Raw genomic sequence first — 12,618 nt, forward strand, 5'->3', positions numbered from 1 at the left:
GGGTGCAACTCAACCAAAGCGGTGTATCAGTCCTGTATCGACCGCCCGGGTGCGTGAGGAGACCTGTCTCGGGCTCCTCGAGCGCGCGCGCCGTGATGCGCCGTGCCTCGGCGTCGTCGCGGCGAGATTCGCCTGGAGCCCCGCGAAGATGCCGGCCGCGACAGCGACGATCGCGAGGACGACGGCCCCTGCCGACACCCAGGACAGTCTGCGCACCATCCGGCGCTCTTTGCGGAGCTGTCCTTGCGCGGCGGCGAGTGCTGCGGTCTCATGTGCTGCAGCGGCGTCGAGGAACCCTCGCTCTACCGCCGTGAGGGCGGGGTCGACCGCATCCCGCCAGTGCTGGGCCGTGGACAGCCGGCCGCCGCGGTAGAGCTCGCTGTCGGGTCGTCCCATCGCGTCCCAGGCGGCGGCGGAGGAGCCGAGGTGTCGCATGATCCGTTGGCCCTCCACATCGTCCGCGAGCCACTGCCTCAACCGTGGCCATTCCCGTGCGAGCGCTTCGTGGGATACCTGCACCGACTCCTCGTCTGTCGTGATGAGGCGTGCATCGACCAGCCGGTCGACGATCTGGGCGTGCGCGTCGTCGATCGCGATGCTCGTGCGTTCGACGCGACGAGAGCCGACCGCACCGTCCGCGGAGGCTTCGACGAGACGGAGCAGGATGTCGCGCAGCAGCCGCACGCCCTCCTCCGAGAGCGTCGCGAAGACCTCCTCCGCGGTCTTCGCGACCGCACCATCGATCTCACCGGATGCCCGATAAGCCTCGACCGTCAGAACGCGGCCCTCACGACGGAACCACACCTGACGCAGAGCGTGGGACAGCAGCGGAAGAGTGCGCCCATCCGCATCGCGGATCAGGATCTCCACGAGGCCCGGCTCCAGGATGAGACCCGCCTGATCTGCAGGCCTCTCGATCACGGTTCGGAGGCCGTCGGGCCCGAGCGCGGTGAGCAGGAGCAGGTGCGACTGGATGATCCGGGCGAATCCTTGGTGATCGGCCAGGTCTCCGAGACGGTCGGCGCGGATGGCGACGACGAGCATGCCGCAATACACCATCTGCGACAGGGCGTCGAAGAACTCGCGGATCTCGGCGGGGTCATCGGCGGTGAAGGCCTGCTCGCATTGATCGACGATCAGCAGCGACTCTCCCACGGGCAGATCGACATCGCGAAGGACATCGATCGGATGCTCGCCGGGCGTCACGATGGCGACGTCGACACCTCGCGCGAGAAACTCGGCACCGATCCCTGCCCTTACGAAGGAGGACTTGCCGACGCCCGATGGGCCGGCGACGAGCAGCACGCCGCGCTCCTCGAGCACCCGAACAGCGCCGATCAGCTCCTGCTCGCGACCGAAGTAGCGCTCGGCATCCGCCACTCCCGCGGGAGGCAGGCCGAAGTACGGGCACTCCGGGCTCGCGGCTCGGAACACCCGGTCGGACATCAGTGCGGGATCCTGCCGGAGGATCGCCTGCTCGAGCTCGGCGAGTTCGGTGCACGGCTCCAGACCGAGCTCGGCGGCGAGCAGCACGCGCGCCCGGCGTACCGTGGCGAGCGCATCCGCTTGCCGACCCTGGCGGTATTGCGCCACGCTCAGCACCACCCAGCGTCGCTCGCGCAATGGTGCCTCGGCGACGCGGGCGCGCGCCGATGCGGTCACCTCCTGCACATCACCTGCCTGCAGCCGCGCGTCCAGAAGCAGCTCCTCCACATCGAGCCGCAGCTCCGCCAGACGTCCCGACGCGATCCGCGCCGGCCCCCAGTCCATGAGCTCGACGTAGGGCTCACCCCGCCACAGCGCGAGCGCCTCCGAGAATGTGTGCGCGGCCCGATCGGGCTCACCGAGCTCCAGCTGTTGCGAACCCCTCGCGATAAGTCGTTCGAACCGCTCGGCGTCGACGTCGATGTGATCCGGGATCAATCGGTACCCGAGCGGGGTCGTCTCGATCCGGTCGGGCGCGATGAGACGGCGCAGCCGCATGATGCAGCCCCGAATGACATGGGACCGTGAGGCGGGTGGATCATCGCCCCAGACCGCGGCCGCGAGGGAGTCGACGGACAGGGAGGCGCCGAGCCGGACCGTGAGCGCACCCAGCACCGCACGATCCCGCGGAGCCAGTGGAATCCGGCCGTCGTCGAGAGTCAGCGCTCCAAGAACGCGAACCTCCATGGGGCCACTGTGCGCCCGGTTCCGATATCCGTCAAGACGGCTGATATCGGGCTGCGTCGGCAGGCTCGAGGAGCCGTCCGCTCACCCGCGAGGCCCCGACAGGGCGACTTTCGGCTTGGCCCACGAGCGGCCGTGCGTGTCCTTGAGGATGTCGTACTCGACATCGACGTGCGGCTCGATCGCGCTGTACTTGTCGTTCGGAGCGCCGATGATGAGCTGGAATCCGAGCCCGCGCCAGGCGCCGATCGCGCGCTTGGTGAAGTGCGCGTCGGCCTTGATGAGGGCCTCATCGAGGAAGACCGGCGCATACCGTGGGCGCTCGGCGCCGGCGTCACCCAGCTGGTATCGCAGCGCCGCTCCGACGATGAACGCGATGAGTTCCTGGGACTCGCCGCCGGACTTCTCGCCGATGTGATCGTAGAGCGCGACATGCTGCCCTGTGGTCGCGTGGATGCGCTCCGCGCTCACTCGCACGTGGTTGCGTACGTCGACGAGTTCGGCGAAGTCCGGAGCATTGCGGCGCAGGCGGCCGATCAGCCGCGACATCCGGTGGTAGGCGCGTTCGCGCTCCTCGTCGGTGGCGACGGATTCGATCAGCGCGCGCACCTCGCGGAGCTCTTTGCGGAAGCGCCGGCGCACCTCGGACTGGTTCTCGCGCGGCGTGATCTGCAGCCGATGGTCGTCGTCGTAGAAGGGGAGATCCTGCATGATCACGTTGATGGGCTCGATGCGATCGCGGATCTCCCGCAGCGAACGGCCGAGCGTCGAATCGAGGTTGGTGAGGTCGTTCCCCGAGAGCTTGAGCAGGCTGTCGCGCCACTCCGTCTCCAGTTCGTGCAGGCCACTGGTCTCGAGGTCGGCCAGGATGCGCTCGAAGTCGCCGAGCGAATGGTCCGGGTCGGCGAGAAGGTTCGGGTTGGGCCAGCGATCGAGGAATCCGCTCAGGGTCCGCCGCAGGCTCTCCCGCTGCTCCGTGACGGCGTCCTGCGCGGCGCGCTGATCGTCGCCGAACCGGCGCGCTGCGGAATCGAGCGCCGCATCGAACCGCGCGAGATCCTGCGTGCGTGTCGAGGATCCGGTCTGGTCGGGCGCAAGGAACTGCGTGTCGAGGTAAGACGCCTGGTCGTCGGTCAGCGCACGCCCTGCAGCCTCCGCCGCGTCGATCACGGACTGGGCGGCGTCGACCTCGTCGGTCGTGGCCGCCCACGCGTCGGCGAGGCGCTTGCGCTCCGCCTTGGCGCCGCCGATGTCCTCGCGCAGTTCGGCGGCCTCCCTTCTCTTCTGCTCGATCTGGGACTGGATGCCGGCGATCGCGGGGTTCGCGGCGGTGACGTCTGCGATAATCGCCTGCCAGCGTTCGCGCTCCCGTTCGAGGGAGGCGATGTCGACCTCTTCCCACGTGAGGCCCTGGATCTTCGCGTACACGGCGAGCCGCGCGTCGAAGGCGTCGAGCTCGACGCCGGCCTCGGCGGCCGCCGTCCGGGCGGCTGCGAGCTCGGCGCGGACGGCCCCCAGCTGCGCATCGAGTTCGCCGAGGCGACGGTGGGTGGAGAATCCGAGGACGTTGCCGCGACCGTGCCCGCCGTGCGCCCCCCGCGATCCGTGCGAGGTCTGCCCGGTGATCGTCAGCGTCATCCGGTGGCCTGCCGGCTGAGTGGCCGCGTCGACGCACACGTAGCCGAACCGTCGGTCCAGCTCCTCCTGCAGCCAGCCCGTGAAGGGCGTGCTCTTGTAGTCGAGCCGGCCGGCAAGGGTGTGAGGGTCCCGTGCGCCGGCCTCGGGGAGGCCGGTGTGCACGCCCTCGTAGCGGAGGCGATCGGCAGTGCGGACGGAGTCGATGGCGGCGCGGAACGCCGGCAGCAGCGCGACGTCGATGAGCAGCGTCGTGGCGAAGCCGCCGAGTGCGAGGTTGAAGGCCTCCCGCCAGGGCTCGAACTCCGTGCGGACCTCGATGAGCTCGCCGACGAAGGGCAGGTCGCCGGTGGTCAGGCCGGCGGCGCGTGCCAGCAGCTCGCGGGATCGGCGGAGCCGGTCGGGGATGTTGTCGTCGCGGCCTTCGGCTTCGCGCCGCTCGGCCTCGAGGTGGGTCACGCGGGCCGCGAGGGCGTTCCTGGCGCCGACCGCCGCCGCGTACGCCTCGCGGAGTGTCTCCTTCCCTTGGGCGTCGGTGGCCGCCTCACGGGCGCGAAGCGACAATGCCTCGAACTCCTGCGCGGAGCCGACCTCGACCTGCAGCATCTCGAGCGCGACGTCGAGCTTCTCGCGCTCCCGTCCCACGCTCGTGAGCCGGTTCTCAAGTCCGCGCAGCTCCCGGTGGGCGGTCTCGAGCCGGTCGCCGCCCGCCGCGCGCAGCACCTCTCCGAGCCCTTCCCGCGCCAGGTCCGCTGCCTCGGCCAGCGTCTGCTTCTCACGCACCGCGGCATCGGCGGTGCGGGTCCCGGCCTGCAATTCGGCTTCGACGTCGCGCAGCAGGTCGAGGCGGCGGGATGCCCGCCACAGCGTCGTGAGCGAGTCCGGCTCGGTGAAGCGGCCGATGTCGTCGAGCAGACGCAGCCGCTCGGCTGCCTCTTCGATCCGCGCCCGCGCCGATCTGAGCGGCTCCAGTGCGCGCACCTGCTGCTGCGCGGTCAGCATGCGGTTGCGGGTGCCCTCCAGGCCGTCGAAATGCGCGACCACCGCGTCGGCGGTCGCCAGCGTCTCGGGCTCCTCGAGCACCATGCGCTTGTAGAGGTCGTCGACGGTGGTGATCTGCTGACCGGCCTGGATGCGGGCGAGCAGGCTCATCGCCTTGGCGCCCGCGCCGGCCGCGCCGATGCCGAGCACGGTATGAAGACGAGCGGAGAACTCGCGGTCGGTCGCGACGGTGTCGAGTCCGACACTCTTCACCGCGGCATCCGTCAATCGCAGCGCTGCCGCGGCTTCGAGCGAGCTCAGATCGAACGGACCGTTGACCGTCGCACGCACACGCACCGTGTCTTCCAGGACGCGCGCGGCCGCCGGGATGTACCAGGCGCGCACCGCCGTGAAGCGGGAGCCGTCGTGATCGAGCCAGGTCATCGAGATCGCCGACCAGGTGTCGGTGCCGTCGCCGCGGAGCACCGTCAGCTTCGTGCCGTCCTCGGTGCGGGTCTCGTCCGTCTTGCCCCGCCCGTACGAGAGGATGTTGCGCTGCTCCTGACCCCGCGGCCGCCCGACGACGGCGCCGTTGGAGGCGCCGTTGAACGGCGTCGTGTGCGGCATCATGAGGGCCACGTAGGCGTCCATCAACGTCGACTTGCCGGAGCCCGAGCCGCCGCACAGCAGCGTGGCCGCCGGCGAGAAGCGCACACGGTGTGCGCCGTCGTAGCCGCCCCAGTTGACGAGCTGGAGCTCATCGGCGACCCATTGCTGCCCGCGAGAAGCCGCCGGGATGAGTCCGAAGAGCGTGTCGAGCATTGTCACAGTGCGGCCTCCATGTCGTCGACATCGGCGTCGGGGTCGGCGTCATCGACGCCGTCAGCGGCGTCAGCCTCCTCGTCCTCATCGAGGTCGTCGATCGGTGCGGACTGTGCCGACCGCGTCTCGAGCCAGTCCCGCAGCGCCTGCAGGCGCTCGGAGCTGAGCAGGATCTCGACCAGCGCGTTGATCCGGTACCGGCCCTCCGACTCCTCCTCGATGACGCCGTCCTGGCGCAGCCGGGCGACCGCGCCGCGGATCGCCTTCTGCCGGCGGGCGGTGCTGCCATCCGCCTCGGCGAAGTAGGTCAGGACCGTCTGCTCGATCTCCTCGATGTCGACGCGCGCGGATGACTCACCGGCGGTCGTCTCGCGCTGGTAGACCGTGCGCAGGTGCACCAGCACGAGCGTCTCGGCGCGTGAGTACGCCTCATCACGCAGCAGGATCGGGATCTCGAGCTCGTCCGACCGGATCTGCTCCTTGTACGCGACGCCGCGATCGTGGTCGACCACGAGCCGGACGAAGAGGTCGTTCAGGCGTGACTCGATCGTGTGCTGGTGATCCATCAGCACGGTCCACTCGCCGCGGTTGCGGTCGGCGAGTAGAAAGCGGCGCTGCAGCAGGCGCACGAGCACGCGCCGCACCTCGGGGTCGAGGACGCCGCGATCGCCGGGGAAGAGCTCCTCCGGATCGTGCTCCATCGCGACCGGATCGATGAACGGGTCGTCCGTCGCGGTGTCGGGCGCGGTCGCGAGGTCAGTCATTCTCAGGCTCTTTCACAGTGCGGGCGGTCACAGCGCCGAAAGCGAACCTGCGACTCGACCCGTCGGGCCGTCGCGCTTCGGCGACGGAGACGTCGTCGCTCTCGGTCATGCCGTTGCGGTGGGCGATCTCCAGGAGTCCGAGGAGGTCGACGGGGCGGCGCGTGTCGTCCGCGGCGCCCTCGAAGGCGGTGGCGAGGTCGAAGCGATCGCCGAGCGTCGCGACGTACTCCTCGAGCTCCGCGTACCGTGGTCCGCCCCAGGCGCGGGTGTCGGCATCCACGAACTCGACGTCGTCCGGCGCAGGCAGCGGCGCCGGTGCGCCCTGCGGGCGGAGGTCGCTGAGGGACTGCCGCAGGTGCCCGATGTCGGCTACCGGGAAGGTGTGCAGCGGTTCGACGCGATCGGTGGGCCTGGAGCTCTGCATCCACACGTGCAGTCCCGACATCACGCCTCGGAGGAGCTCGTCGACCTGACGGTCGCGGATCGGGTCATGGGTGCGCACCTGTGCGGTGATGACCTGCGACGCCCGGCGCTGCGCGGTGAGAACGTCCTGCACACCCTTCTCGACCTGGCGTCCGATCGAGTCGAGATCGCTGCGCTGCGCGGTTCCCATCAGCCGGGAGAACGGCTGGGCGAGCAGTGTGCGCAGCTGCGTCGCCAGACGGTCGATGTGCTCGGGGTCGCCGATGAGGCGCAGCGCGCCTTCGAACGCTCGACCCTCCGGCGTCGACTGCATCACATGCCGGCCCCGCTGCAGGTACTCGCGAAGGATCTCACCGGTGGGACGGATGTCGCGGCGCAGGTCCGCGACGACATCCCGCTGCATCGCCTTGATCGATTCCGCGACGCGGGAGAAGTCGGCGGGCAGCTCGCGAGCGAGGTGGAGGATGTTCTCGGCCTCCTCGAGCAGCTGCTCGTCGTCGACCGGCTCCGCTTCGTCGTTGCGCAGCCGGGCGATCTCTGCATCGAGCGCGTCACGCTCTTCCCGCAGCAGGGCGATGCGCGCCTCCGGGTCGGATTCCGCGTCACGCGCCAACCGCTCGACGGCATCCAGCAGCGTCCGCACCCGCGACCGTGAGACCCGCGCGCGCCCGCCGCCGGTCCGGCCCGCGATCTCGAGCGCCCCGACGGCGTGCGCCGTCAGCCGGTAGACCTCGACATCATCCTCGAGCTGCGGCGCCAGCCATCCGACGCGCACCCAGCTGCGGCAGATCTCGCGGGCGGTCCCGGCAGGAAGCCGGCGCTCGTCCTCGTCGTATCCTGCCGCGCGCAGTTCTTCGAGAGCCTCGCCGATCTCGGCATGGGCGTCGGGGACCGCGACCGAGCGGCGCTCAGCGGTGAACACGATCGACAGCATCGCCACGACGAAGGGCGCATAGCGGCCGTGGAGAAGATCGAGAGTCGGATCCTTGAACGCCAGCACCGAACGCTGGTAAGCCGCCTCGGCGCGCGTATTCGACATCGTTTCAAGATTAGTCGGCGCGGTCGGCACTCCCGCTGACGAGACCTCGCTGCTCGCCGCCGTCACCCGCCGACGCGTTCAGCGGCGCGTCCGGCCCGCTCGAGACTCCTGGAGTGGACCGGACGCACCGCGGGCGCTCAGAGCGCCGCGCGCAAGCCTTCGTCGAGCGGGGTCGTCGGGCGACCGATCAGGCGCGAGAGCGTGCCATCGGCCTCGGCGAGTGCGCCGTCGCGGATATTCGCGTCGAGCGCGGTCACGAAGCCGACCGTGCCGGCATCGAGGCCGGCGGCCTCGAGCGCGGCGGCGTGCTCCGCGGTCGTCAGCGGCGTGTAGCGCACCTCTCGGCCCGTCAGCTCGGACGCCGCCGCGGCAAGCTCGTCGAAGCTCCACGCGACGTCACCGCCGAGCTCGTAGACCTCACCGATGTGCCCGTCCTCTGTGAGCGCGACCGCCGCGGCCTCGGCGTAGTCGATGCGGCTCGCAGAGGCGACGCGTCCCTCGCCGACGCTCGCGGCGATGACGCCGGTGTCCTTGGCGCGCGCCACGTCGGGGACGTAGTTCTCGGTGTACCAGTTGTTGCGGAGGATCACCGCGGGGATGCCGGACGCCGCGATGGCCTCCTCGGTCGCCTTGTGCTCGGGTGCCAGAACGAGGTCGCTCGTCGTCGCCTTCGATGCGCTCGTGTAGACGAGCTTCGCGACGCCTGCGGCGTCCGCCGCATCGATGACGGCCTGGTGCTGCGCCGCGCGCTTGCCGACCTCACTGCTCGAGACGAGCAGCAGGGCGTCGACGCCGTCGACGGCGGCCGCGACAGTCTCGGGAGCGTCGTAATCGAGGGGCACGACCTGCACGCCGAGCTCGGCGAGGTCGGCGGCCCTGGCGACGTCGCGTGCGCCCGCGCGGACGGCCGACGGCTCGATGCCGCGAGCGAGGAGGTTGTCGACGACGAGGCGGCCGAGCTGGCCCGTGGCACCGGTGACGAGGATGGTCATGAGGAGTCCTTTCTCAGAGGGATCGCCCATGACAACGCGGCATCTTCGCATCACCTTCCCGACCAAGGGTACCCACTTTCGGGTAAGGTACCCACATGGTGGTTAGTTTCGCGCAGATCCGCGCGTCACAGGATCAGATCTTCGACGAGGGTTGCAGCACGCGCGTCGTCCTCGACCACATCATGAGCAAGTGGGGCGTGCTCGTGCTCTCTGCGCTCTCCGACGGAACGCTGCGGTGGGGCGAGCTGCGCCGACAGGTCGACGGCATCAGCGAGAAGATGCTGGCATCGACGCTTCGCACCCTCGCCTCCGACGGCCTCGTGCATCGGGACTCGTTGCCGGCCGTTCCTCCCCACGTGGAGTACAGCCTCACCCCGCTCGGCCGCGACCTCATGGAGCGGATGCTCCCGCTCGTCGCGTGGGTCGCCGACCACGCCGACGCGATGGTCGGGCGGACGTAGGCGGCGCGGGCCGACTCCTTCGCGCCGAGCTCAGAACACGATGACGGGTTTCACGCTGACGCCGTGGTGCATGTCGTCGGCCGCGCGCGCGATCTCATCGAGGGTGTAGCGCTTCTCGATTCTCTCGAGCGGCAGCTTCCCCTCCGCGTGGAGCGCGATCAGTCGCGGAAGGAGCGTCGCCGGATCGGTGTCTCCCATCGTGACTCCGCGCAGCACCTTGCCGGAGAGGATCCCCTGGATGTCGACGGGAATCTCGGTCCCCGGAGGCGGGGCGCCGCACACGAGCACCGTGCCGCGTACCGAAGCTGCGTCGATGGCCCCGCGCGCGACCCGAGGGCTGCCCGTCGTGTCGAAGCTCAGGTTGACGCCGCGACCGCCGGTCAGCTCGGCGAGGCGTGCGGCGACGTCCTCGGTGCCGGCGTTGATCGTCGCCGTCGCGCCGAACTCCTCTGCGAGCTGCAGCCGCTCGTCGACGAGATCGATCGCGATCAGCTGGGACGGATGGCGCAGCGAAGCCGCGATGACCGCCGAGAGCCCGACCGCGCCGGTCCCGTAGACCGCGACGATGTCGCCCTCGCCGGGATCGAGCACGTTCCACATCGACCCGAAGCCGGTGAGCACGCCGCAGCCGAGCGGTGCGAGCACGGCGAGATCCGCGTCCGCGCCGACCTTGACCGCCGCGCGCTCGTCGGCGATCGCGTACTGGGCGAACGACGACTGGCCGAAGAAGTGGCTCGCGACGGCGGTGCCGCCGCGCGTGACATCACCGGAACCCTCCGGTCGCAGCATCCCGAGGAGATTCCGCGGCAGCCAGGTCTCGCAGTAGGCGGGATGTCCTGACTCGCACACCGCGCACGATCCGCACGAGGTGAAGCTCAGCAGCACCTTGTCGCCGGCGGCGAGGCCCGTCACGCCCTCGCCGACACGTTCGACGACCCCGGCGCCCTCGTGGCCGATGATCCCGGGCGAGGGGAAGGGGATCCCGCCGGCGATCACGCCGAGGTCGGTGTGGCACACGCCCGAGGCGACGATCTTGACGAGCACCTCCCCGGGGCCGGGATCCGCGAACTCGACGTCGCTGACGAGCAGCTCGCCCGCCTCGAGAACGGCGGCGCGTCCCGCCGTCACTGGGCGGTCCCCTGCTCGAGGTTGAACACCATCGCGTGTGAGCGCTGGTACGAGGCCATCGCCTCCGGTCCTCCCTCGCGACCCCAGCCCGACGCCTTGACCCCGCCGAAGGGGATGGCGGGGTCGAGGAGCGCCCAGCCGTTCACCCAGGTGATCCCTGCCTCCAGCCGCGCGGCGACGCGGTGCGCCTTCGCCAGATCGGAGGTCTGGATGCCGCTCGCAAGCCCGTAGCGCGTGGAGTTGGCGAGCTGGATCGCCTCCTCTTCGGTGTCGAAGGGCTGCACGGTGAGCACCGGGCCGAAGATCTCTTCCGACACGGCCTCGGCGTCGGAGCCGAGATCGGCGAGCACTGTCGGGCGGTAGAAGAAGCCGTCGCGGTCGGCTCGCTCACCTCCGGTGACCACCCGGGCGCCGGCCGCCTTCGCACGGTCGACGATCGCCGCGACCTTCTCGAGCTGGGTAGCGCTCGCGAGCGGGCCGATCACGGTCTCGGGATCCGTGATGTCGCCGAACGGCACGTTCGGCACGGCGTCGGCGAGGATGCCGAGCACGAGGTCGTAGATCGGGCGCTCGACGAGGAGCCGGGGTCCTGCCATGCAGAACTGGCCGGAATTGAACACGAACGCGGCGACGACGGTGTGCATCGCCGTGCTCAGGTCCGCATCCGCGAAGAGGATGTTGGCGGCGTTGCCGCCCAGTTCGGCGGTGAACGGCTTGAGGGTGCGGCCGGCGAGCTGCGCCGCGTGGGCGCCGATCTCGGTCGAGCCGGTGAAAGCGACCTTGTCGACGTCCGGATGCGCGACGAGGTGATCGCCGATCGCGGCGCCCGAGCCCGTCACGACGTTGAAGACGCCGTCCGGCACACCGGCCTCCTGGAGGATCTCCGCCATCAGGAGTGCGCTCAGCGGGGTGTCGCTCGCCGGCTTGTGCACGATCGTGTTGCCGGCGATCAGCGCGGGGGCGATCTTCGTGCTCGACAGGATGAGTGGGAAGTTGAACGGCGTGATCGCCGCGACGACGCCGATCGGCTCCTTCTTGACGTAGACGTGCGTGCTGCCGGACGTCTCGCGCACCGCGCCGTCGAGGTGGTGCCCGAGGCTCGCGTAATACTCGTACAGCTCGGCGGCGTTGTTGACGTCGACGACCCGGGCGAACGTGATCGGCTTGCCGACGTTGGTGCTCTCGACGTGGGCGAGCTGCTCGGTGCGCTCGCGCATGAGCGTGTAGGCGCGCTGCAGGATGCGCGCGCGCTCGCGACCGGACAGCCCCGACCACACTCCCGAGTCGAATGCGGCTCGGGCGGCCGCGACCGCGGCATCGACGTCGGCGGTCGTCGCCTTCGCGACCTCGGTGAGCTTCCTGCCGGTCGCGGGTGCGACGACGTCCATGCGACCTCCGTCCGAGGCATCCCTCCACTGCCCGCCGATGAACAGTCGTCCGGGCGGGAAGGTCGCGGCGGGTGTGGATGCGGATGCGGATGCCGCTGGCGGGGCTTGGGTGAGGGTCATCGTTCTGCTCTTCTCTGAGTGGTGGAATCGGTCGTCTCTGGGGTTTCGGTCGCGTGGATGTGTGCTCAGCTCGCGACCGACGACAGGGTCGCGACGCGCTCGAGCAGGTCCGCGAAGCCGGCGGGGTCCTCCTGGAACGGTGCGTGACCGTGCGGGATGCGGACGATCTCGGCACTGCTGCGCACGGCGAGCGACTCCTGGAAGGCAGGCGGGACGACGCCGTCGTTCTCGGTGAGGACGTAGGTCGCGTGCTTCACCCGCCACGCGACGTGAGAGACCTGGTCACTGAAGGAGGCGAGCGACTGCGGCCGGAACAGGTCGGCGAGCTGCTCGGATGCATCGCGGGGAACTCCCGGGGGCATGTCCGCGGCGATCATGTCCACGCGCTCCTCCCGGCTGCGGCCCATCGTCAGCTGGTCGTCGGAGATGCCCCACACTCCGGGGAGGGCGCCGCCCATCGAGGTGATGACGCTCTCACCGGCGTCGAGGGCGAATGCCGCGACGTAGACGATGCGCTCGACCGCGGGATGATCGCCCGCCTCGGTGACGGGCACGCCGCCGTAGGAGTGCCCGACGAGCACGACCGGCCCGCCGGCGCGATCGATCGCGCGGTGATCGCCGCGGCATCCTGGAGCATGCTCTCGGTGCTCCCCGTCGAGGGCAGATCGAGCGCATCGACCTGCCACCCGCGCTCAC

At 70.1% G+C, this 12,618-nt stretch carries 9 protein-coding genes; 1 reads left to right on the plus strand and 8 read right to left on the minus strand.

Translation table 11 applies throughout. The features are described 5' to 3' along the window. Positions 1-9 precede the first annotated feature (9 nt). From MRBLMI12_RS11425 to MRBLMI12_RS11445, 5 genes are all read right to left on the minus strand, one after another. Positions 10-2,172 (minus strand): BTAD domain-containing putative transcriptional regulator, encoded by a 2,163-nt coding sequence (locus MRBLMI12_RS11425; protein WP_363356592.1) that lies wholly within the window; start codon positions 2,170-2,172, stop codon positions 10-12. An 81-nt stretch (positions 2,173-2,253) separates the two neighbouring features. Beyond that, a complete protein-coding gene (locus MRBLMI12_RS11430) occupies positions 2,254-5,613 on the minus strand; it encodes an ATP-binding protein (protein ID WP_363356593.1) in 3,360 nt (1,119 codons plus the stop codon). Beyond that, a complete protein-coding gene (locus MRBLMI12_RS11435; RefSeq protein WP_363356594.1) occupies positions 5,610-6,371 on the minus strand; it encodes a DUF4194 domain-containing protein in 762 nt (253 codons plus the stop codon). The genes MRBLMI12_RS11430 and MRBLMI12_RS11435 overlap by 4 nt, the downstream gene beginning before the upstream one ends. Further along, complete coding sequence (locus MRBLMI12_RS11440) at positions 6,364-7,833, minus strand: DUF3375 domain-containing protein (protein WP_363356595.1); 1,470 nt, start codon at positions 7,831-7,833, stop codon at positions 6,364-6,366. The genes MRBLMI12_RS11435 and MRBLMI12_RS11440 overlap by 8 nt, the downstream gene beginning before the upstream one ends. Positions 7,834-7,970: 137 nt before the next feature. Beyond that, complete coding sequence (locus tag MRBLMI12_RS11445) at positions 7,971-8,825, minus strand: SDR family oxidoreductase (protein WP_363356596.1); 855 nt, start codon at positions 8,823-8,825, stop codon at positions 7,971-7,973. A gap of 95 nt (positions 8,826-8,920) precedes the next feature. Here MRBLMI12_RS11445 and MRBLMI12_RS11450 point away from each other — a divergent pair, with 95 nt between their 5' ends. Continuing rightward, on the plus strand, positions 8,921-9,286 hold the full coding sequence (locus MRBLMI12_RS11450; RefSeq protein WP_363356597.1) for a winged helix-turn-helix transcriptional regulator: 366 nt from the start codon (positions 8,921-8,923) through the stop codon (positions 9,284-9,286). Between the two features lie 30 nt (positions 9,287-9,316). Here MRBLMI12_RS11450 and MRBLMI12_RS11455 read toward each other — a convergent pair whose 3' ends face one another. The 3 genes from MRBLMI12_RS11455 to MRBLMI12_RS11465 form a co-directional block, all read right to left on the minus strand. After that, entirely contained in the window at positions 9,317-10,414 is a 1,098-nt protein-coding gene (locus MRBLMI12_RS11455) for an NAD(P)-dependent alcohol dehydrogenase (protein WP_363356598.1), read from the minus strand. After that, positions 10,411-11,922, minus strand: a complete 1,512-nt coding sequence (locus MRBLMI12_RS11460) for an aldehyde dehydrogenase family protein (protein WP_363356599.1) — start codon at positions 11,920-11,922, stop codon at positions 10,411-10,413. The genes MRBLMI12_RS11455 and MRBLMI12_RS11460 overlap by 4 nt, the downstream gene beginning before the upstream one ends. Before the next feature lie 65 nt (positions 11,923-11,987). Next, on the minus strand, positions 11,988-12,608 hold the full coding sequence (locus MRBLMI12_RS11465; RefSeq protein ID WP_363356600.1) for an alpha/beta hydrolase: 621 nt from the start codon (positions 12,606-12,608) through the stop codon (positions 11,988-11,990). Positions 12,609-12,618 lie beyond the last annotated feature (10 nt).

It is taken from the genome of Microbacterium sp. LMI12-1-1.1 (assembly GCF_040676455.1).
Lineage (GTDB): Bacteria > Actinomycetota > Actinomycetes > Actinomycetales > Microbacteriaceae > Microbacterium.